General features: G+C 71.5%; 20 protein-coding genes. 4 read left to right on the top strand and 16 right to left on the bottom strand.

The features are described from left to right. Positions 1-206 precede the first annotated feature (206 nt). The 6 genes from pcaC to OAW74_RS11810 all read right to left on the bottom strand — a co-directional run bounded on the left by pcaC (position 207) and on the right by OAW74_RS11810 (position 5,093). Positions 207-608 (bottom strand): 4-carboxymuconolactone decarboxylase, encoded by a 402-nt coding sequence (gene pcaC, locus OAW74_RS11835; protein ID WP_262874587.1) that lies wholly within the window; start codon positions 606-608, stop codon positions 207-209. Then, a complete protein-coding gene (locus tag OAW74_RS11830; protein ID WP_262874586.1) occupies positions 605-1,384 on the bottom strand; it encodes an alpha/beta hydrolase in 780 nt (259 codons plus the stop codon). Before OAW74_RS11830 ends, pcaC begins: the two co-directional genes overlap by 4 nt. After that, entirely contained in the window at positions 1,381-2,706 is a 1,326-nt protein-coding gene (locus OAW74_RS11825) for a lyase family protein (RefSeq protein ID WP_262874585.1), read from the bottom strand. Before OAW74_RS11825 ends, OAW74_RS11830 begins: the two co-directional genes overlap by 4 nt. Positions 2,707-2,759: 53 nt before the next feature. Next, the gene (gene pcaG / locus OAW74_RS11820; protein WP_262874584.1) at positions 2,760-3,341 is read right to left on the bottom strand and encodes a protocatechuate 3,4-dioxygenase subunit alpha; all 582 of its coding nucleotides are present in this window, start codon (positions 3,339-3,341) and stop codon (positions 2,760-2,762) included. 1 nt (position 3,342) lies between these two features. Then, the gene (pcaH, locus tag OAW74_RS11815) at positions 3,343-4,209 is read right to left on the bottom strand and encodes a protocatechuate 3,4-dioxygenase subunit beta (RefSeq protein WP_262874583.1); all 867 of its coding nucleotides are present in this window, start codon (positions 4,207-4,209) and stop codon (positions 3,343-3,345) included. A gap of 122 nt (positions 4,210-4,331) precedes the next feature. After that, positions 4,332-5,093: an IclR family transcriptional regulator gene (locus OAW74_RS11810; protein ID WP_262874582.1), complete on the bottom strand. Its 762-nt coding sequence runs from the start codon at positions 5,091-5,093 to the stop codon at positions 4,332-4,334. A gap of 145 nt (positions 5,094-5,238) precedes the next feature. Here OAW74_RS11810 and OAW74_RS11805 point away from each other — a divergent pair, with 145 nt between their 5' ends. Next, the gene (locus OAW74_RS11805; protein WP_262874581.1) at positions 5,239-6,438 is read left to right on the top strand and encodes an MFS transporter; all 1,200 of its coding nucleotides are present in this window, start codon (positions 5,239-5,241) and stop codon (positions 6,436-6,438) included. A 104-nt stretch (positions 6,439-6,542) separates the two neighbouring features. Here the strand turns inward: OAW74_RS11805 and OAW74_RS11800 are convergent, their stop codons facing one another. The 9 genes from OAW74_RS11800 to OAW74_RS11760 all read right to left on the bottom strand — a co-directional run bounded on the left by OAW74_RS11800 (position 6,543) and on the right by OAW74_RS11760 (position 15,784). Then, the gene (locus tag OAW74_RS11800) at positions 6,543-6,869 is read right to left on the bottom strand and encodes a hypothetical protein (RefSeq protein WP_262874580.1); all 327 of its coding nucleotides are present in this window, start codon (positions 6,867-6,869) and stop codon (positions 6,543-6,545) included. A gap of 12 nt (positions 6,870-6,881) precedes the next feature. Then, positions 6,882-7,928: an FUSC family protein gene (locus tag OAW74_RS11795; protein WP_262874951.1), complete on the bottom strand. Its 1,047-nt coding sequence runs from the start codon at positions 7,926-7,928 to the stop codon at positions 6,882-6,884. Between the two features lie 114 nt (positions 7,929-8,042). After that, positions 8,043-9,311: a sugar ABC transporter permease gene (locus OAW74_RS11790; RefSeq protein ID WP_262874579.1), complete on the bottom strand. Its 1,269-nt coding sequence runs from the start codon at positions 9,309-9,311 to the stop codon at positions 8,043-8,045. Beyond that, a complete protein-coding gene (locus OAW74_RS11785) occupies positions 9,308-10,093 on the bottom strand; it encodes an ATP-binding cassette domain-containing protein (protein ID WP_262874578.1) in 786 nt (261 codons plus the stop codon). Before OAW74_RS11785 ends, OAW74_RS11790 begins: the two co-directional genes overlap by 4 nt. 78 nt (positions 10,094-10,171) lie before the next feature. Then, positions 10,172-11,281: a sugar ABC transporter substrate-binding protein gene (locus OAW74_RS11780; RefSeq protein ID WP_262874577.1), complete on the bottom strand. Its 1,110-nt coding sequence runs from the start codon at positions 11,279-11,281 to the stop codon at positions 10,172-10,174. Positions 11,282-11,441: 160 nt separating this feature from the next. After that, positions 11,442-12,650, bottom strand: a complete 1,209-nt coding sequence (locus OAW74_RS11775; protein WP_262874576.1) for a sugar ABC transporter permease — start codon at positions 12,648-12,650, stop codon at positions 11,442-11,444. After that, positions 12,647-13,495, bottom strand: a complete 849-nt coding sequence (locus tag OAW74_RS11770; protein WP_262874950.1) for an ATP-binding cassette domain-containing protein — start codon at positions 13,493-13,495, stop codon at positions 12,647-12,649. The genes OAW74_RS11775 and OAW74_RS11770 overlap by 4 nt, the downstream gene beginning before the upstream one ends. A gap of 64 nt (positions 13,496-13,559) precedes the next feature. Beyond that, positions 13,560-14,600, bottom strand: coding sequence for a sugar ABC transporter substrate-binding protein (locus tag OAW74_RS11765; RefSeq protein WP_262874575.1), 1,041 nt, complete (start codon positions 14,598-14,600; stop codon positions 13,560-13,562). Then, on the bottom strand, positions 14,597-15,784 hold the full coding sequence (locus OAW74_RS11760; RefSeq protein ID WP_262874574.1) for an ROK family transcriptional regulator: 1,188 nt from the start codon (positions 15,782-15,784) through the stop codon (positions 14,597-14,599). The genes OAW74_RS11765 and OAW74_RS11760 overlap by 4 nt, the downstream gene beginning before the upstream one ends. Before the next feature lie 148 nt (positions 15,785-15,932). Between OAW74_RS11760 and OAW74_RS11755 the strand changes: the two genes are divergently transcribed. From OAW74_RS11755 to OAW74_RS11745, 3 genes are all read left to right on the top strand, one after another. After that, positions 15,933-17,675: a thiamine pyrophosphate-binding protein gene (locus tag OAW74_RS11755; protein WP_262874573.1), complete on the top strand. Its 1,743-nt coding sequence runs from the start codon at positions 15,933-15,935 to the stop codon at positions 17,673-17,675. 238 nt (positions 17,676-17,913) lie between these two features. Next, the gene (locus OAW74_RS11750) at positions 17,914-18,207 is read left to right on the top strand and encodes a GIY-YIG nuclease family protein (RefSeq protein WP_262874572.1); all 294 of its coding nucleotides are present in this window, start codon (positions 17,914-17,916) and stop codon (positions 18,205-18,207) included. 312 nt (positions 18,208-18,519) lie between these two features. Continuing rightward, positions 18,520-20,238: a Na+/H+ antiporter gene (locus tag OAW74_RS11745; RefSeq protein ID WP_262874571.1), complete on the top strand. Its 1,719-nt coding sequence runs from the start codon at positions 18,520-18,522 to the stop codon at positions 20,236-20,238. Between the two features lie 9 nt (positions 20,239-20,247). Here the strand turns inward: OAW74_RS11745 and OAW74_RS11740 are convergent, their stop codons facing one another. Then, positions 20,248-21,390, bottom strand: coding sequence for an acyl-CoA dehydrogenase family protein (locus OAW74_RS11740; RefSeq protein WP_262874949.1), 1,143 nt, complete (start codon positions 21,388-21,390; stop codon positions 20,248-20,250). Positions 21,391-21,483: the final 93 nt, after the last annotated feature.

The following is a 21,483-nucleotide window of genomic DNA, read 5'->3' as shown; positions in this document are numbered from 1 at the left end:
GAGAGGGCGGGCGGATGCTGCGGCATCCCCCGCCCTTCGTCGTTGCGGCCACTGAAACCCCCGCCTGCGCGCGAAACCCCGCGCCGCTGGCCGGGTCTCAACGCCAACGGCGGGTCTCGCCGGCTGGAGCCCGGGTCTCGGGGTACGGGGCGGGTCTCGGGCCGGGCGAGCGGACCCACGGGAGCCCGAGCGGTAACGCCGCCGGGCTACTCCGCTTCGGCGAACACCTCGCCGGCCAGGCGGAACGCCGTGTTGGCGGCGGGCACGCCGGCGTAGATCGCCGACTGCAGGATGACCTCCTGGATCTCGGCCTGCGTCAGCCCGTTGCGAAGGGCCGCCCGCACGTGCATGACGAACTCCTCGTGGTGGCCGAGCGCGATCAGCGACGACAGCACCGCGATCGAGCGCGAGCGGCGGTCGAGGCCGGGGCGCGACCACACGTCTCCCCACGCGACGCGCGTGATGAAGTCCTGGAAGTCGGCGGTGAACTCCGTCGTGTTCGCGATCGAGCGGTCGACGTGCTGGTCGCTGAGCACCGCGCGGCGCACGACCATGCCCTGGTCGTAGCGCTCCTGGTCGCTCAGGCCCTCGCCTGCGGGACGGGTCATCGTGCCACCTCCTCGAAGTAGGCGAGCAGAGCGGATGCCGTGGCCTCCGGCTGCTCGGCCGGCGGCAGGTGCGCCGCGCCCGCGATGCGCGCGGCCTGGCCGTTGCGCACCCCCGCGGCGATCTCGTCGGCCTTCTCCACCGGCGCGACCTGGTCGAATTCGCCCCAGAGGGCCAGGATCGGCTGCGCGATCTCGCCGAGGCGGTCGCGCACGTCGTAGGCGGCGAGGGCCTCGCAGCACAGGGCGTACGACTCATCGTCGGCGTCTTGCAGGGCGTGGAAGAGGCGGCCGGAGAGCACGGGGATGCGCGCGACCGAGTCGGGCGCGAACCAGCGCTGCCCCGACTGCACGATCAGCGACGAGGTCGACTCCGCGCGCACCTTGGCGGCGCGCTCGTGCCAGCTCTCCGGCGTGCCGAGCTGTGCGCCGGAGGCCACGATCACGGCAGCCTCGACGAGCTGCGGGTGCCGCAGCGCGAGAGCGAGACCCGTCGCTCCGCCGAGCGAGACGCCCGCGTAGAGGATGCTGTCGGCGCCGAGCGCGGCAGCGCCCGCGGCGACCGCATCCGCCAGCTCGTCGACCGTGAAGGCGTCGGCGGTCGGGGCCGAGGCCCCGTGGCCGGGGAGATCCCACGCCGTCACGCGGTAGCGCTCGGAAAGCAGGGGCGTCGCCGTCTCCCACAGGATCGCCGACGTGCCCAGCGACGGCCCCAGCACAAGCAGCGGCGCCCCGTCGGGCCCGACGGGGGCGGTGAAGGTCAGGTCGGGGGCGGTCATGCTGCTCCTGGTTCGGGGGTCGTGGGTTCGGGGGCGACGGCGCGGTCGACGAGGTCGGCGGCGAGGCCCGTGTAGCCGGCGGGGTCGGCGATCTCGCCGGCGCGGGGGCCGGGCAGCACGTCGGCGAGGTCGGCGCCGGCCGCGACGGCGGCGACCACTCCCGGCACATCGGCACGGGCGATGGTGTCGGGCTCGTGCGACAGCCGCTCGGCCACGATGAGACCGCGGGTGAGGTCGAGGTTGCGCTGCACGGCGGCGTCGTCGACGGCGAGCCCCTCGACGAGGGTCGCCGTGTTCGCCGAGGCGCCGAGGGCGAGGCGCAGGAGCTCACGCAGCGTCGGCCACTCCGCATGCCACGCGCCGTCTGGGCGCTCGTCGACCGCCAGAGCGGAGGCGAGGTGCAGCGTCGCGCCCAGCTGCGGGGCTCGCAGCGCGGCCGAGCGCAGCAGCACCGAGGCGGCGGGGTTCTGCTTCTGCGGCATCGCCGACGAACCGCCGGCCGCGCCCTCGGCGAGCTCGCCGATCTCGGTGCGGCTGAGGGTCGCGACGTCGGCGGCGAGCTTTCCCACCGCGTCGATCGCCTGCACGAGCGCGTCGCCCAGCTCGGTCACCGGCCACCGCGTCACGTGCCACGGGGCGTCCGGCGCGTCGAGGGCGAGCTCGGCGGCGTAGGCGGCCGGCAGGGCGGCGGCCGCTGCATCCGCCCCCGCGTTGCGCGCGATCTGCACGAAGGCGGCGAGTGTGCCGCCCGCCCCACCGAGCTGAGCCGGCAGCGTGAGGCCCTCGAGGCGATCGGCGGCGCGGCGGATGCTGCGCAGCCACGTCGCCGCACGCAGCCCGACGGTGGTCGGCACGGCGTGCTGGGTGAGGGTGCGGGCCGCGGCGACCTGATCACGGCGGGCGAGGGCGAAGGCCGCCAGGTGGTGCTCGGCGGTGCGCAGGGCCACCACGATCTGCGGCACCGCGCGGGCGGCGACCAGCATGAGCGCGGTGTCGAGGATGTCCTGACTCGTGGCCCCCGCGTGCACCCAGGCGCGAGCGTCGGCGGGCACCCGCTCCTTGAGCAGCGTCACGAGCGGGATCACCGGGTTGCCGCCCGCAACCCCCGCCGCGGCGAGGGAGGCGAGATCGATCCCGTGCCCGTCGCCGAGGGCCTCGACGACCGCGTCGGCCGCGGACTGCGGAGCCGCCCCGACCGCGGCCCACGCCCGGGTGAGGGCGACCTCGGCCTGCACGAGGGCGTCGAGCACGGCAGCATCCGTCACCGCGTCGTCGTGGCCGACGGTCACCGGAGACAGCAGTCCTGCGTCGAGATCGGTCACTGGCGATCGCCCTTCGGGTTCGGTGCTTGCCAATTTAGTCGCGGCAGCACGCGTCAGAAGGTGAGGAACACCGTCTCCGCCTCGCCCTGCAGCCGGATGTCGTGGTGCAGGTACCCCTCGGGCGTGCGCGTCGCGATGAGGGTCGCACGCTCTTCGGGCTCGAGCGCCGACAGGAACGGGTCGCTCGCCAGCGCCTCTTCGTCGTCGGGCAGATAGATGCGCGTGTGCAGCTTGTTCGGCAGGCCCCGCGCGTAGACGATCACGGCGAAGAACGGCGCCTTGCCTGCCGAGAGGGCACCAGGGTTGCACGTCCAGAACTCGTAGTGGCCCTCGTCGGTGGTGAAGGTGCGGCCGAAGCCCGTGAAGGTGTGGTCGTCGCGGCGGATCGCGCCGCGGTTGCGCGAGATCTTGCCGTCGCTGTCGGGCTGCCAGATCTCCACGATCGAGTCGGGGATCGGGGCGCCGTCGCCCTGATAGACGGTGCCGCCGAGCACGATCGCGCCGGGGCTGTGCGGGAAGACGACCTGGTTCATCTTCGGGTACTCGGTGCCGAAGGCGAAGAAGGGGCCGACGGTCTGACCGGCGGTGGGCTCGAGGGTCTTCGGACCCCACGAGGCGGGAGGGACGGCGGCCATCTCAGTGCTCTCCTTCGGGCTCGAACCACGTCGAATCGGGGCCGTCGACGACGATGTCCCAGCGGTAGCCCATCGAGAACTCGGGCACCGTGAGGTCGTGGTCGTAGGTCGCGATCAGCGCATCGCGGTCTTTCTGGCGGCGGATCGTGTTGTAGATCGGGTCGAGGGCGAACAGCGGGTCGCCCGGGAAGTACATCTGCGTCACGATGCGCTGGGTGAACCCCGAGCCGAACAGCGAGAAGTGGATGTGCGCGGGGCGCCACGCGTTGACGTGGTTCTTCCACGGGTACGGGCCCGGCTTGATCGTCGTGAACTTGTACTCTCCGTTGTCGTTCGTGACGATGCGGCCGGCGCCGGTGAAGTTCGGATCGAGCGGAGCAGGATGCTGGTCGCGCTGGTGGATGTAGCGCCCGGCGGAGTTGGCCTGCCAGATCTCCACGAGTTGGTTGCGCAGCGGCCGACCCCAGGCGTCGACGACGCGTCCCTCGACCGTGATGCGCTCACCGAGCGGCTCGCCGGCGTGCTGCAGCGTGAGGTCGCTCTCGATGAGGGCGACGTCGCGCTGGCCGTAGGCGGGCGAGAACAGCTCGATCGACTCGGGGTCGACCAGCCGCGGGTTCTTGGTGGGGTGACGCAGCACGCTCGAGCGGTAGGGCGCGAAGTCGTACAGCGTCGCGGGCACGTGCTCGCCGGCGGCCTCGCGGGCGTCGGCGGCGGCATGGAGCTCGGCCATCTCGTCGTTGATCGCGCTCTGCGACGGCATGTCGGGCGAGGCGAGGAGCGACTCGGGGGCGACGGCGGTGGGTTCGATGATCACCGACGACGAGAACGCCTCCGCGTCGGGCGACCCTGGGCGGGCAGAAGTCATGGGCAGGGTCTCCTTCGACAGTGCGGCAACCTGGCGCGCCGACGGCGGCGCTGCGTCAAGGATGACAGCGGATGCGGCAGAAACCCGGTCTGATTCTCATTCAGTGAGATTCAGCATCCGCCTCACGTGTCGCGGAGCGACCGCGCGAGGTCTTTCGCGGCCTGCACGACCAGCGCGCCCAGCCGCCGCTCGTCGGCGTGCTCGAGGTGCACGACGATGCCGATCGCCACCGGCGGCAGTCCGTCGACGCGGGTGAGCGCGGCCGCGACCGAGAGGTTGCCGAGCGTCATCTCCTCGCGGGTGAGTGCATAGCCGCGCGAGCGGGTGCGCGCGATGTCGTCTCGCAGCTGGTCGACCGAGGTGATCGAGCGGGTCGTCTCGCGCTCGAGCGGGCGGCCGAGCAGGAACCGCTCGAGCCACTCGTCGTCTCGGGCGGCCAGCAGCGCCTTGCCCACACCGGTCGTGTGCAGCGGATGCCGCCCGCCCATCCGGCTGAGCGTCGGGATCGACCCCTGCCCCGTCATGCGCCCGACGTAGAGCGCCTGCGCCGTCTCGGGCGCGGGCGGATCGAGCACGGCGAGGTGCACGTTCTCTCCGGTCGCCTCGTAGAGGCGCACCATATGCGGCAGCGCGGTCTCGCGCAGCCGCAGGGCCAGCGGCGAGAGCTCCCCCAGCTCCCACAGTCGAGGGCCGATCGTGTAGCGGTGGCCGGAGGTGCGGGTCACCAGGCCCAGCCCGGTGAGGGTCGCGAGCAGCCGGTGCAGGGTCGACAGCGGGATGCCGGTGCGCTCCGCGAGCTCCGCCGCGGTCAGGGCCGGATCGTCTTCGGTGAAGCAGTCGAGCACCCGCATGGTGCGGGTCAGCATCCCCTCGCCGTCGTCCACTGCGACCTCCCGCCCCGAGCGTACCCGGGGCGGGAGGTGCGCTTCGCTCCCTCTCGTGCTGCTCACCATGTGGCACACCTCGCGGGTTCAGGTGCCCTGGAGCACCCCAGGTGTGCCACATGGTCGCCGCTCCTAGGATGAGCAGGTGAAGGCCCGCCACACCTCCCCCGTTCTGCTGGTGGTGGCGGTGTGTCTCGTGGCCGCGAACATGCGCCCCGCCATCACCGCGATCGGCCCCGTGCTCGACGACATCGGCGCCGACATCGGGGTGCCGACGGCGGTGCTGGGACTGATCTCGTCGCTCGTGCTCATCACGTGGCTGATCGTGTCTCCGTTCGCGCACGACCTCAGCCGCCGGTTCGGCCTGTCGCGCACGATGCTGGCGGCTCTCGGGCTGCTCGTGATCGGCGTGGTCGTGCGATCGATCCCCGGGGCGAGCGCGTGGCTGTGGATCGGCACGATCGTGATCGGCGTGGCCATCGGCATCGGCAACGTGCTCATGCCCGCCGCGATCAAGCGCGACTTCCCCTCCAGAGTGCCCGTGATGATGGGCGTGTACTCGGCGCTCCTGGGCGCGTTCGGCGCCCTCGCCTCGGGCGCCGTCGTGCCGCTGGCCGAGCTGCCGTTCGCCGGCGGCACCGCGGGCTGGCGCTTCGCGCTGCTGATCACCGGCGGCGTGCTGCTGCCGTTCGCGATCGTGGCCTGGGCGGCCGCGACCCGCCACGAGCCGCGCCCGGCCGCGCTGCCGCGTGGCCACCGGCATCCGCCGACGGGCATCTGGCGCGACCCGGTCGCATGGCTCGTGGCCGGATACATGGGGCTGCAGTCGGCGACCTTCTACATCCTGGTCACGTGGCTCGCCGCGATCTCGACCTCGGGCGGGCGCGATGCGGTCACCGCCGGGTTCGACGTCATGTTCTATCAGCTCGTCTCGATCGTCGGCTCCCTGACTGTGCCCTTCGCTCTGCGGGGACGTCTGAAGCGCCTCGTGCCCGCGCTCATCCCGCTGCTGGGAGCGGCCGGCACGGTCGGTCTCATGGTCGCGCCCGACGCGATCCTCGTGTGGTGCGCCGTGCTCGGACTGTTCTCGGGAGCCTCGCTCGGCATGGCGCTGACCCTCATGGCCGAGCGGGCGCGCGACCACGACGCCGCGACGGCGCTGTCGGGCATGTCGCAGTCGTTCGGCTACGGCGTGGCCGCCCTCGGCCCCGTCGCGTTCGGTGCGCTGTATGCCGCGACCGGCGGGTGGGGCACGCCCCTCGCCCTGCTGCTCGTGATCATGCTGGGGCTGAGCGCCATCGGCGTCTTCGCCGGCCGCGAGAGCTTCGTGCTCGAGCGTCGCTGACGCGCAGGCGGCAGCATCCGCCCCCCTTCTCTTCCCGCGAGTTGGCACCTGTTGCCGCTTCGGGTGCGCGACAGGCGGCGGAAGGTGCCAAGTCGCGGGGAGGGTCAGGCGGTCAGGCGGTCAGGGGTCAGGGCGGCGATCTCGACGTCTTCGATCGCCGCGGGGTGCGCGACCGCGTCGGCGATCTCGTCGAGGTAGCCCGCATAGTCGGCCGCCTTCGCGGCATCGCCGACCCCCTCGGCTGTGATCGAGGCGGGATCGGCGGGAGCGGGGCGCCCACCGGGGGTCGCGATCGCGACGTCGAACCCCGCGGCGGTCAGTCCGCGATGGGCGGTGACGAACTCCTCGGCCCAGAACCCCGTGGGGTGCTCGGTGCCGTCGTCGAGGCGGATGACGTCAGAGGCGGTGAGAACGATCAGCACGCGGGTCATGCCTCCAACCTGTCACCGCGACGGCGGCTCCGCACGGGTGTGCAGCAATCCCGAGACGGCTCCCAGGAGCGCGCCGATCAGGGTGTCGATGATGCGCTCCGAGACCACCGTCGTGTCGATCGTGCCGGTGGCGGCAGTGGTCAGCAGCAGCACGAGGGGTGTGATGAAGGTGAGCGCGAGCGCGTAGTTGCGCACCACGACCAGCTCGATCACGAACTGCAGCCCGCCCATCACGAGCGCGAGCCAGAGCCCGGTCAGCGGCAGCTGCGCGACCAGCAGGAAGAGCCCGGCGCCGACCACAGTGCCGATGACGCGATGGATGCCGCGCTCGAGCGCGAGCTGGCGCCTGCTCGCGACACCCACGACGGCGATGCCGGCCCCGACGATCCAGTACGCGCGGTGCGGATCGCCCAGCGCCCCGATGAGGGTGCCGACCGTGCCGACGGCGACGGCGCGCACCAGCAGGGTTCCGGCGGAGCCCCGCAGGTCGGCCCGCGGCGCGAGCTGCCGCAGGGGGCGCGCGCGGATGCGCCGGTTGCGCCGATGCAGCAGCGGCGTCATGGCGATGAGGTAGGCGACGGCGACACCACCGGCCAGGGCCGCGACGCCGATGGCGGCGCCGACAGCATCCGTCGCCCGCGCCGCGTTCGCCGAGAGCCCATAGACGAGCACGAAGAAGACCGGCCCAGGAGGCCCGAGCGAGCGGCCGTAGGCGACGGCGCTCGAGGCGGCCGTCACGACGAAGAGGCCGATCAGGACCGCGATGTCGGATGCCGACAGCAGCGCGCCGAGAGCCGCACAGGCGACGAGGCCCGCGCCGATCAGCGGCAGCAGCCGGGCCCGCTCCACAGTGGGCAGCTGCGACGCGAAGATCACCGTGAAGGCGCCGGCGGAGGCCTGGAAGCCGAGCTGCGGGAGCCCCGCGAGCGTGAAGACCGTGATGGGCACGGCGATGCCGAGGGCCGCCTGCAGCGCGAGCGGCCAGCGGCGCACGGGTGAGCGGTGGAAGTGGAAGAGGCTGCGCAGCGCGGCCCCGACCGCGTGCATCCACTCCCTCATCGCCACGGCTCTATCCGATCACACGCGAGTGCTCGAATCGGTTACGGTCACGACGCGCCGTGCGGGCACTCGGGCCCCGCGGCGCGTCGCGACCGTAACCGGTGGGGGGTGGGGTCAGGTGCGCACCTGCCCGCCACGCAGCCGCGACAGCGCGTCGACGGTCGCGGCGAGGATCAGCACGCCGCCGGTGACCAGCAGGTTGATGCCGGCCGGCAGGTTGAGCAGGCCCAGGCCGTTGGTGATCGAGGCGATCACCAGGGCGCCGATCGCGGCGTGCACAAGGCGGCCGCGTCCGCCGAACAGGCTCACGCCGCCGACGACGGCCGCCGCCACGCCGCTGAGCACGATGTCGCGGCCGGCTGCCGCATCCACCGATCCGATGCGGGTCTGGGCGAACAGGCCCGCCATCACCGCGAGCCCCGAGCAGATCACGAAGCAGCCCCACTTGACCCACCGCACCTTGACGCCCGAGCGCCTGGCCGCCTCGGCGTTGCCGCCGATCGCGTAGACGTAGCGGCCGAACTTGGTGCGGTCGAGCACGAAGGTGCCGATGAACAGGATCGTGAGCACCACCGGCACGATGATCGGCACGCCCTGCACGGGGATGACCGACTGCGAGCGGTTGAGGTTGAGCACGCCCACGACCGCGCCGCCGAGCACCGCGATGACGCCGAGCTTGATCCACACGAGCGAGATCGCCCGGTTGGGGACGCCGGCCCTCTTGCGGCGCGAGCGGTCCCAGAACGAGATGCCGCCCGAGATGAGCAGCATGATCGTGAGCATGACCCACCCGCCCCACACCGGCAGGTTGCCGTTCTGCAGCGCGATGAGCTCTGGCGCGTTGATCGGGTAGAGGCCGCCCGCGCCGATGATCAGCAGCGCGAGGCCCTGGTAGCCCAGGAACAGGCCGAGCGTCACGACGAACGATGGGATGCCGACCCTCGCGACGAGGAAGCCGATGAGGGCGCCGGTGGCCAGGCCGAAGCCGAACCCGAGCACGAGGGCGAGCGGCCACGCGAAGCCGAACTTCACGTTGAGCACGACGAACAGCGCCATCGCGACGCCGCCGGTGACACCGGCCGACAGGTCGATCTCACCCAGCAGCAGCACGAACACGAGTGCCATCCCGAGCATCACGAGCGAGGCCGCCTGGTTCATGAGGTTCGCGAAGTTGCCGGCCGTCAGGTAGTAGGGGCTGAGCAGCGCGAACAGGATGGTGAGCACGACGAGGCCGCCGACGGCGGGGAGCGCCCCCATGTCGCCGCTGCGCACCCGCTGCCACCAGGCCGTGATCTGGTCGACGAGGCCTCCCTCGACGCCGCTGCCGATGAGGTCGCTCGCCACGGGGTCGGGAGCGGCGTTCGTGCGAGCAGTGGTGGTCATTCCGCTCCTCCCGTCGTGATGGTCGACGTCTCGATGAGGGTGACCCCCATGGTCTTGGTTCCGGTGATGTACCCCACGACGTCGTCGCGGGTGGTCTCGGCGACGGGCACCTGCGCGACGAGCTGACCGAGATAGAGCACGGCGACGTCGTCGGCGACGGCGAAGACGTCGGCGAGGTTGTGGCTGATGAGGATCACCGCGACGCCCTGCTCTTTGAGCCGGGTGACGAGGTTGAGCACCTGCTCGGTCTGGGCGACGCCCAGGGCAGCGGTCGGCTCGTCGAGGATCACGACGCGCGCCTTCTTGAGCACGGCGCGGGCGATCGCGACCGTCTGCCGCTGGCCGCCCGACAGGCTCGAGACCTTCTGCCTGACCGACTTGACGGTGCGCACCGACAGCGAGCGCAGCGTGTCAGAGGCCTCACGCTCCATGAGCCCCTCGTCGAAGGTGCCGGCCGAGAGCTCTTCGCGGCCGAGGAACATGTTCTGCACGATGTCGAGGTTGTCGCACAGCGCGAGGTCCTGGTACACGACTTCGATGCCCAGGCCCGCGGCCTCGCGCGGGGTGTGCAGGTCGCGGTGCTCTCCGTCGACGAGCACCTCACCCTCGTCGTAGGGCTGGACCCCCGCGAGGCCCTTGATGAGCGTGGACTTTCCGGCGCCGTTGTCGCCGACGAGGGCCGTGACGCGGCCGGGGTAGACGCTCAGGTCGACGCCCTTGAGCACGCTGACCGGGCCGAACGACTTCTTGACATCTCTGAGTTCGATGATGGGTTCGGGCATTATCGCTTCCTTGCGGTAGGGCCGAGTGCCGAAGGGGCGCCACGCCGGTGACGGCGCGACGCCCCTCACGACTGGCGCTTACTGTACGCCGTGCTCGCTGCAGAGGTCGGCCATCGTCACCTCGGTCGACGGGTCCTCGCTGCTCGGCAGCGTGCCCGCGCAGACCTCGTCGGCGGAGGCGTCGCCTGCGGCCACGACATCCTTGACCTCGTCGGGTCCGACCAGCTGAGGCGTCACCGCGATGTACGGGGTGCCGTCGTCGAGCTTCTGGTCGGCGGTCGGGGTCTCGCCGTTGAGGATCGCGACGGCGACCTCCACGGCCTTGTCGGCCTCGAGCTTGACCGGCTTGTAGACGGTCGCCGTCTGCCACCCTGCCAGGATGTTGCGCAGACCCTCGAGGTTGGCGTCCTGACCCGAGACCGCCACACCCGTGAGGCTCTTGTCCTGGAGCACCTTGATGACGCCGTCGGCGTTGGTGTCGTTGGCGGCCCACACGCCGTCGACCTTTCCGTCGAGGCTCGTCAGGGCCTGCTCGAAGTTGGTCTGCGACTTGGCGCCGTCCCACACGCCGGTGGGCTCGGCGGCCGGCTTGATGCCCGCGGCCTCCATCACCTCGACGGCGCCGTCGTGGAACATCTTCGCGTTGCCGTCGGTCGGGTCGCCGCCCATGTAGACGACCACCGCGTCGGCAGGGTCGACCCCTGCGGCCTCGAGGCCGTCGAGCACCGTCTGACCCTGGAGCCGTCCGACCTCGACGTTGTCGAACGACACGTAGTAGTCGGCACCGGTGAAGGGGCGGTCGTAGGCGATCACGGGGATGCCCTGCGCCTTGGCCTTGGTCGCGACGCCCTCGGCGGCGCCGTTGTAGTCGACCAGCAGCATGACGCCGCAGCCCTTGGTGAGCTGCTGCTCGGCCAGGGTCGCGTACTTCGAGGTGTCGCCCTGCGCGTTCTGGATGTCGGCCTCGAAACCGGCGGCTTCGAGCCCCTCCTGCAGGTACTTGCGGTCGAAGTTCTCCCAGCGGGGGGAGGATGCCGCATCGGGCAGGATCACGCAGGCACGGCCGGCCGAGGCCTCACCGCCGCCGCTGGTGGTCTCGGTCGGAGTGGAGCCGCCTGAGCAGCCGGCCAGCAGCAGTGCGGCGATGCCGCTGACGGCTGCTGCGGCAGCCAGAGAGGTCTTCTTCATCGTTCGCCTTTCGTCGTCGAATGTGCGATTGCAGGTGGGCTCCCTCGCCCACTGGGCACGATCATCCGGCGTTCACAACTTGAAGTCAAGACATGAACATAAAGATTCCGCATCCATCGATCCGCGTTCGCTCGATGAACCCACGGTCGAATCGATGCGACTACGCTCTGCCGGTTGCGACCCTCGTTCGGCGCGAGACGGAGTCGATCATGACGGCCAGCACGAGCACGACACCGGTGACCATGAACTGCACCGACGAGTCGAGATTGAGCAGGTTCAGCCCCGACGAGATCGACTGGATCACGACGATGCCCAGCAGCGCCGCGAACGCCGTCCCCCGCCCGCCGAACAGCGACGCCCCGCCGATGACGGCCGCCGCGATCGCGTTGAGATTGATGTCACCGGCGCCCGAGCTCTGGTTGGCCGCCGCCAGCCGCGCCGCCGCGAGCACGCCGCCGGCGGCGGCCAGCGACGAGCACAGCACGAAGCCCGAGACGTAGATGCGGTCGACGCGGATGCCGGCGCGCCTGGCCGCCTCGACCGATCCGCCGACGGCGTACACCGCCCGGCCCCACCGCGTGCGGGTGAGCACGAGGTTCATCACGACGACGAGCAGCACGAAGCACAGGAACATGACCCCGACGCCCCGCGAGAGGTTGAGATACCAGGCGGTGGCGAGGAGGAACGCGAGGAGGATGCCGGAGCGCACCGCGATCTGCCGATAGCTCTGGCTGTCGAGGTTGGCCGCCGTCCGGCGGCGCGCGCGCCGCGCGAGCGACCAGGCGTAGAGCGCCACCGCGACGACGACCACGACGTACGAGAGCCACGGGGGCAGGAACAGGTGCTGGGCGAACTGCACGATCGCCGAGTCGAAGGGCAGATTGATCGATCCCGCGCTGCCGAGCACCCACAGCTGCACGCCGAGGATGCCGAGCAGCCCCGCGAGGGTGATCACGAAGCTCGGCAGCCCGAAGCGCGTGAACAGGAACCCGTAGAGAAGGCCCGCGAGCGACCCGGCCCCGACGGCGGCGACGAGCGCCAGCACCAGCGGCCACTGCAGCTGCACGAACGAGACGACCAGCACGGCCGAGGCGAGCCCCGACACCGAGCCGACCGACAGATCGATCTCGCCCAGCAGCAGCACGATGACGATCCCGAGGGCGATCGTGCCGGTGGCGGCGCACTGCATCGTGAGGTCGACGAGGTTGCGGCTGGAGAGGAACACCGGGTTGAGCAGCTGGAACACCGTCCAGATGACGGCGAGCCCGAGCACGACCGGCAGCGACCCCAGGTCTCCCCCTCTGACGCGGGCGACGAGCTGGTCGAGCCACGAACGGATGCTGCGACGCTCCTCTTCGACGACGCTCACGTGCGGTCCTCCCGCCGGCCGCCGGGGCGCGGGCGCCGCGGCGGCCGGTCGGGCAGGCGGATGACGCCGCTGTCGGCGAGTGCGGCGGCACTGGCCTCCGTCGCTGCGGGCCCCGGCATCCGCTTCGCACTCTGCTGGTCGACGGCCCCCGTGATCGCCGCGATGAGCACCTCGGTGGTGACCTCGGCGGCGTTGTAGACGCCGTTGTTGCGGCCGAGGCGCAGCACGACGATGCGGTCGGCGACGGCCATGACGTCGGCCATATTGTGGCTGATGAGCACAACGCCGTGACCGCGCTCGCGCAGGCGCTCGATGAGGTTCAGCACCTCGGCGGTCTGGGCGACGCCGAGGGCCGCCGTCGGCTCGTCGAGGATCACGACGCGCGGCTCGCCGATGAGCGAGCGGGCGATCGCGACCGTCTGCCGCTGCCCGCCCGACAGAGAGGCGACTGGCGTGCGCACCGAGGGGATCTTGGCGGCGAGCTCGCGCAGCAGCGCCCAGGTCTGCTCCTCCATGCCGACCTCGTCGAGCGCGCCCTCGGCGGTCAGCTCGCGGCCGAGCCAGAGGTTCGCGACGACGTCGAGGTTGTCGCAGAGAGCCAGGTCTTGGAACACCGTCGCGATGCCGAGCTCCTGCGAGTCGGCGGGGCTCGCGATCTGCACGTTCTCTCCGTCGAACTCGATGGTGCCGGCATCCGGAGAATGCACGCCGGCGAGGAGGTTGACGAGCGTGGACTTGCCGGCGCCGTTGTCGCCGATGAGGGCGACGACCTCGCCCTCGTTGACCCAGAAGTCGACGTCGGTGAGCGCCTTGACGGCGCCGAAGTGCTTCGCGATGCCGCGCATCGTGAGCACGCGCTCGCGGTGGCGCGCGCTGCGCTGCGGAAGGGGCGTGCTCACGCGGGTGACCTCACAGGATGCCGGCGGCTTCGCAGGCTGCCGCGTAGTCGGGAGTACAGATATCTTCGACGGTCCAGAAGCCGTCGGCAACCACCGTGTCGACGATGTCGTGCACCGTCACCGCGACGGGGTCGAGCAGCGTCGCCGGCACGCCGTCGACCTCGGTCTCGGCGTCTACCGCGCCCCCCGTCAGCAGCGCGACGGCGGCGTCGGCGGCGATCGTGGCCTGGGGCTTGAGCGCCTTGTAGACGGTCATGTACTGGTCGCCCGCGACGATGCGCTGCAGGGCGGACAGCTCGGCATCCTGCCCCGTGACCACCGGCAGCGGCGACACGTCAGCGGCGCGCAGGGCCGCGATCGCGCCGCTGGCGGTGCCGTCGTTGGCGGCGTAGACCCCGGCGATGTCGTGCCCGAACTGCGCGATCTGGCCGGCCACCCAGGTCTGCGCCTTGTCGGGGCTCCAGTCGGGGGTGTCGTACTCTGCCAGCACCCTCAGGCCGCTCTCGTCGAGGATGCTGCGGGCACCCTGCTGGAAGAGCTTCGCGTTGTTGTCGGTCGGCGACCCGTTGACCATGAGGATGCCGCCGTCGGGCTCGCCGCGCTCCTCCAGCGCCGTCACGAGCGCCTCGGCCTGGAGCTCGCCGACCCGCACGTTGTCGAACGACACGTAGAAGGCGACCTCGCCGCCCGAGATGAACCGGTCGTAGGCGATCACCGGCACCCCCTGCGCGTTCGCGGTGTTGACGATCGTGGCCGCCGCCTTGCCGTCGACGGGATCGAGCACGAGCACCGCGGCACCGGCGGCGAGCGCCGACTCGGCCTGCTGCTGCTGCTTGGCGGCGTCTTGATCGGCGTTGGAGTAGAGCACCTCGTAGTCGCCGAGCTCGGCGACGCGCTCGGTGAACACGGGCCGGTCGAAGGTCTCGTACCGCGCCGTCTTCTTGTCGGGCAGCAGCAGCGCGATCGCCCCGTCTCCCCCGGTCGGGGCGCAGCCGACGAGGGCTGCGGCGACGAGCCCCGCCGCGACGGCGAGCCCGATCAGGCGCCTCATGCCGAGAAGGGCACCGCGTCGGCGTCGACCGTGACGTGATCCAGCGCCATCGCGATGGCACCACGGGTCTCGGCCCACTCGCCGAAGCTCGCGCCGACGATCTCGGGCAGCCCGTTGGAGGCCGCCAGCGCCGAGCGTTCGAGCGCATGGCGCATCGGGGTCATCAGGATCTCCCCGGCCTGCGCCAGCTCGCCGCCGACGATGATCAGCTCGGGGTCGAAGAGGTTGCACAGGCTCGCCGCCGCGATGCCGATGTGGCGCCCGGCATCCGCGATCACCCTCTGGGCGCTTCCCACCCCCGCCTCGGCCGCGGTGAGCAGATCGCCGAGCCGCTGCATCCCCTCCCCCTCGGGGAAGAGCGCGAGAAGTGCCGGACCCGCGGCGTACATCTCGAGGCAGCCGCGGTTGCTGCAGCGGCAGATCGGGCCGTTCTCGTCGATCGTGACGTGCCCGATCTGGCCGGTCTTGCCGCTGACGCCGCGGAACAGGTCGCCGTCGACGATGAGGCCGGCGCTGATCGTGTGGCCGACGCGGATGTACACCGACGACGACGCGGCTCGGCCGCTGCCCTCTCTGGCCTCGGCGAGGCCGCCGAGGTTCGCCTCGGAGTCGACGAACACCGGGCGTCCGATGCGGGCGGCGAGACTCTCGGCGACGTCGACGCCCTCCCAGCCGGGGAGCAGCCCCGCCGTCGAGACCATGCCGGTGCGCGGATCGATCGGCGCGGGAAGCCCCACCCCGACCGAGAGCAGGTCGGCCAGTGTGCCGCCGAGCGACTCCATCATGTCGCCGAGCAGGATGCCGAGGCGATCGAGCTCGGCATCGTGGCGGTGGCCCGGGGGCAGCGGCAGCGAGGTCTGCGAGACGACCGTGCGCGTGGCGTCGGCGATCGCGATGCGCAGCTGGCGGGAGCTGAAGTGCACGCCGGCGACGAGGCCGACGCGGCGGGCCAGCGAGACGAGGGTCGCCCGGCGGCCGCTGCGCGAGGTGAACGAGGTGTGCAGGATGCCGGCGGCGGTGAGCTCTTTGACGATGTTCGACACCGTCGCCGGCGACAGGCCCGTGTTTCCGGCAAGCTCGATCTGCGTCAAACGCCCATGACGTTTGAGCGACTCGATCAGTCGCGCCCGATTCGCCTCCCTCAGCGAGGACTGCGAGCCGGGCGGGGTGCTCCGGCGTACCACGATCGCCACTGTACCCGAGGGCCCGTATACTCGTCCCCGTCCGGAGGCGACGTCGCCGCCGGTGCTCGAAAAAAGGGCACGACACCGCCGCGCAGGCGCGTGAGACACATACGGCTCCGCATCCGTCCGTCTCACTCGAGGTTCTGCCATGCCCACCGTCTCCGCCCACGTCGCCCTCACTCTCGCCCGTCACGTCGACCATGTCTTCGGGGTGATGGGAAACGGCAATGCCTACTTCCTCGATGCGCTCGAGCGCGCCACCGACGTCTCGTACACCGCGGTGCGCCACGAAGCAGGCGCCGTTGTCGCCGCCGACGCCCACTACCGCGCCGGCGGCGGTCTGGCCGCGGCCACCGCCACCTACGGCGCCGGGTTCACCAACACGCTCACGGCGCTGGCCGAGGCCGTGCAGGCGCACGTGCCGCTCGTGCTCGTCGTCGGCGACGAGCCGACGTCGGGCCCCCGCCCGTGGGACGTCGACCAGATCGCCCTGGCGTCTGCCGTGGGCGCGCGCACCTACACGGTGGGGCGAGCGGATGCCGCCGCCACGACCGTCATCGCGATCGAGCACGCCCTCGCCTACCGCGTGCCCACCGTGCTCGCGATCCCCTACGACGTCGCGCGGCTCGAGGCAGGCCCCGTGCCGCCGGCGCCGGAGCCTGCGCTGCCCGCTCCGCTGGCCCCTGCGGAGCCGTTCGGCACGGCGGCCGTCTCGTCGGTCGCCCGCGCATTGGCCGGTGCCCGGCGGCCGTTCCTGCTGGCGGGGCGCGGCGCGTGGGTGGCGGGCGCCGGCGAGGCCCTGGGGCGCCTGGCCGATGCGACGGGTGCTCTGACGGCCTCGACCGCTTTGGGGCGGGGCATCTTCCCTCGGTCGGAGTTCGATCTCGGGGTCACCGGCGGCTTCGGCGCCGACGGGGCGATGGCGCTCGTGCGCGAAGCCGACGTCGCCGTCGTGTTCGGCGCATCGCTCAACCAGTTCACGATGCGCTTCGGCGAGCTGTTCGCCCCCGGCACCCGCATCGTGCAGGTCGATGTGGCCCCCGCGGCGACCCACCCGCACGTGGGCGCGTTCGTCCGAGGCGACGCGCGCGTGGTGGCCGAGGCGCTCGTGGCTGAGTTGGCTGCGATGAGCGCCGCCGGGGCGGGTGCTGCCGGGGCGGATGCCGCCGGGGCGGATGCCGCCGGGGCGGGTGCCGGCGGGGCGGATGCTGCCGGGGCGGGTTGGCGCGAGAGCGTGCAGGTGGCTGCGGCGCTGGTGCGCGACGCCGGCGAGGGCACGGCCGCCGACGGCCGCCTCGACCCCCGATCGGTGGCGGCGCGCATCGGCGAGCTGCTCGAGGGTGCCGCGTCGACCCGCGACCGTGTCGTGGTCTCGGACGGCGGGCACTTCATCGGGTGGGCGAACATGTACTGGCCGGTCGCCTCCCCCGACCGCTTACTCATGGTGGGCACCGCGTACCAGTCGATCGGCCTCGGCTTCCCCTCGGTGCCGGGCGCCGCGAAGGCCAAACCCGACTCGACCGTCGTGCTCACGACGGGCGATGGCGGCGGGCTCATGGCCCTCGCCGACCTGGAGTCGGCCGTGCGGGTAGCCGCGGGCCGCGGACTCGCGGTGGTGTGGAACGACGGCGCGTACGCCGCCGAGGTGAACCTCTACGGCCTCAAGGGGCTCGCGGTCGAGCCGATGCTCATCCCCGAGGTTGACTTCGCCGGGCTCGCCGCGGCCGTCGGCGCGGAGGGGGTCGTGGTGCGGACGCTGGCCGATCTGGAGCGTCTCTCGTCGTGGGCGCAGGAGTCGGCATCCACTCGCCCGTTCCTGCTGCTGGACTGCCGCATCTCGAGCTCGGTGATCGCCCCCTACCAGCACGAGATCATCCGCGTGAACGCCTAGGACGTTTCGTCTCGCTGCGCTCGCTCAACGCCCGAGATGCACACCGTGTTTCGTCTCGCTGCGCTCGCTCAACGCCCGAGATGCACACCGTGTTTCGTCTCGCTGCGCTCGCTCAACGCCCGAGATAGGCCGGGAGAAAGGTTCCGGGCGTTGAGCGAGGACGCCCGCAGGGCGCCCGAGACGAAACGGCTGTGGAGAAAGGGAACGGCTGCAGCAGCATCCGCCCTACGCTCCCGACATGGCGTGGGTGTACATGCTCGAATGCGCCGACGGCACTCTCTACGTCGGCAGCACGATCGACCTCGACCGACGACTCGCGCAGCACGCCGCCGGAGAGGGCTCCATCTACACGCGCCGCCGGCTGCCCGTGCGGCTGATCTGGAGCGACGAGTTCGAACGCGTCGAAGAGGCGTTTCTCTGGGAGAAGCGGCTGCAGGGCTGGAGCCACGACAAGCGGCTGGCCTTCACCGAAGGCGGGATCGACGCGGTGAAGGGGTGGAGCGCGAGCCGGCGGCGTGAGGCCGAGGACTGAACCGCCGACGTTTCGTCTCGCTGCGCTCGCTCAACGCCCGGGAAGCACACCACGCTTCGTCTCGCTGCGCTCGCTCAACGCCCGAGAAGCACACCGCGTTTCGTCTCGCTGCGCTCGCTCAACGCCCGGGAAGCACACCACGTTTCGTCTCGCTGCGCTCGCTCAACGCCCGAGAGGTTCCGGACGTTGAGCGAGGACGCCCGCAGGGCGCCCGAGACGAAACGGCAGACCTCGAAGCCAGGGAATGCCAGGGCCTGTCGGGTTGCTGTGCTCTGAGCGCAGACTGGAGCAAGCGCAGAGCGGGGGTCGCCCATGGAAGGTCTCGAAGTCACGGTGCTGCTGGGGCTGGCGGTGCTGATCGGCACCGTGCTCGCGCCGCGGCTGCGGCTCGCGACGCCGCTCGTGCTGCTGATCATCGGGCTGCTGCTGGGGTTCTTCCCGCAGCTGCGCGAGATCGAGCTGCCGCCCGAGACGGTGCTGCTGCTGTTCCTGCCGGTCATGCTCTTCTGGGAGAGCCTGACCACCTCCATCCGCGCGATCCGCCGGTCGCTGCGCTACATCGTGCCGATGAGCACGCTGCTGGTGGTCGCATCCGCCTTCGCCGTCGCCGGCATCGCGACCGCGATGGGCGTGCCGTGGGAGGCGGCACTGATCCTCGGCGCGGCCGTCGCTCCGCCCGATGCCACCGCCGTCGCAGCCCTCGGGCGGCTGCTGCCGCCGCGCACGTTCATGAAGCTCAAGGCCGAGAGCCTCACCAACGACGGCACGGCGCTCGTGCTCTATGCCATCGCCGTGTCGGTGGCCACGGGCGGTCAGATCACCGCGTGGACGGTCACCTGGACCGTGCTCGTCTCGTACCTCGGCGGGGCCGCCGCCGGCATCGCCGTCGCGGCGCTCGCCTACTTCGGCCTGCGGCGCATGCGCTCGAGCCTGTCGATCAACATCGCGCTGCTGCTCGTGCCCTTCACGGCGTTCCTGCTCGCCGAGCTCATGGGCGCCTCGGGCGTGCTCGCCGTCGTGTTCGCGGGCCTCATCATCGCGTGGATCTCGCCGCGCATCACGACGGCGGCCTCTCGCCGCCAGGCGGTCGCGGCATGGCCGTTCGGCGTCTACCTGCTCAACGGCGCGCTCTTCGTGCTGATCGGCATCGAGGTGCAGCACGTCGTGCACGAGATCTCGGCGCGCGAGATCGGCTGGCTCACGCTCGTCACCGTCGCCGTCTGGATCGCGCTGCTGGTGGTGCGCTACCTCTTCCAGCTGCTGTTCGCGCCGTTCTCGCGCCCCGCCGCCGGCGGCCCGTCGTATTCGCACAACCGCGCCCGCATCGTCTCGACCTTCGCCGGCTTCCGCGGCGCCGTGTCGCTGGCGATCGCGCTGTCGGTGCCGTTGACCACGAGCGCGGGCGAGGCCCTCGCCGGGCGCGACGCCGTGGTCTTCGTCACGGCGGGCGTCATCGTGCTGAGCCTGCTGGTGCAGGGGCCGCTCCTTCCCGCTGTCGTGCGCTGGGCGAACCTCCCCGCCGACGACGCGGCGGCCTCCGAGCTCGAGCTCGCGCAGCGGGCGATCTCGGGAGCGGCGATGGCGGCCCTCGACGACCTCGCCGCCGAGCACGGCATCAGCGACGACGTGCGCGACCGCGCCCGCCGCGACGGCTACGAGATGCTCGAGCTCGCCAACGCGCGCGCCTACGCCCGCCAGCGCGCATCCGACGACGACGAGATCGCCGAGCTCGAGACGATGTTCGACGCTCCGGATGCGGTGCCCGCAGCATCCGGCAGCGTCCCCGTCGCAGACGGCTCGGGGCTGGAGATGATCGCGACGAGCACCGACATCGATGTGACGCAGCGCTCGCCGATCGTGCGGTTCGAGGAGGCCTCGCGCCTCAAGCTCGCCATGATCGACCGCAAGCGCGAGGTGCTGCTGCGCCTGCGCCGCGACGGAACGATCGACGACCTCGTCGCCCGCCGCGTGGAAGCGCACCTCGATGTCGAGGAGCTGCGGCTGAGCGGCCCGGGCGACGAATTCGACTGATCGGCCTCCTCAGCCGCGGAAGGCCGCGTAGCCGGTGATCTTCTCGCCGAGCACGAGCGTGTGCACCTCGTCGGTGCCCTCGTAGGTGCGCACCGACTCGAGGTTCACCGCGTGGCGCAGCGGTGAGTAGTCGAGCGTGATGCCGTTGCCGCCGAGCACCGTGCGCGCCTCGCGGGCGATCTCGATGGCGATGCGGGTGTTGTTGAGCTTGGCGACCGAGATCATGTGGTGCTCGAGCCTGCCGGCGTCTTTCAGGCGCCCGAGGCGCAGCGCGAGCAGCTGCGCCTTCTGGATCTCGAGAGCCCAGTTCACCAGCTTCTGCTGCGTGAGCTGGAACCCCGCGATCGGGCGGTCGAACTGCGTGCGCTCGAGGGCGTAGCCGAGCGCCTGGTCGAAGCTGTCTCGGGCGGCGCCGACGGCGCCCCACGCGATGCCGTAGCGGGCCTCGTTGAGGCACGCGAACGGTCCGCGCAGGCCCACGACGTTCGGCAGCACGGCGTCTTCTGGCAGCCGCATGTCGACGAGCTCGATGTCGCACTGGATCGACGCGCGCATCGAGAGCTTGGGCTGGATCGGGGTCGCCGTGAAGCCGGGGGTGCCGGTGGGAACGATGAAGCCCCGCACACCCTCGTCGGTCGTCGCCCAGATGACGGCGATCTGGGCGATCGAGGCGAGGCCGATCCAGCGCTTGGCGCCGTTGAGGATCCACTCCCCGCCCTCGAGCCGCGCCGTCGTGACCATGCTCGACGGGTCGGAGCCGGCGGTCGGCTCGGTCAGCCCGAAGCAGCCGATCACCTCACCGCGGGCCATCTTCGGCAGCCAGGTGCTCTTCTGCTCCTCCGAGCCGTGCTTGTGGATCGCCGACATCGCGAGCGACCCCTGCACCGACACGAAGGTGCGAAGCCCCGAGTCTCCCGCCTCGAGCTCCTGCATCGCAAGGCCGTAGTCGACCGCCGAACCGCCCGCACAGCCGTAGCCGTGCAGGTGCAGGCCCAGCAGGCCCAGCTCGGCGAACTCGGGCACGAGCTCGACGGGGAAGACGGCGTCGTCGAACCACTGCGCGATGTTCGGGCGGATGCGGCGATCGACGAACTCGCGCACGGTGTCGCGCAGTTCGAGCTCGGCGTCGCTGAACTCGTCGTCGATGTTCATGAGGTCGCTCGCCGAACGGGGGTGGATCTGTGACACAAGCACTCCTTCGTGTACTGGCAGGCTATCCGCCGCACGTGCGCGAGACTGAATGCG

It is taken from the genome of Microbacterium fluvii, assembly GCF_025515205.1.
GTDB classification, from domain to species: domain Bacteria; phylum Actinomycetota; class Actinomycetes; order Actinomycetales; family Microbacteriaceae; genus Microbacterium; species Microbacterium fluvii.
Note: the sequence above shows the minus strand (reverse complement) of the source record. Positions and strands in the feature narration are given on the sequence as shown.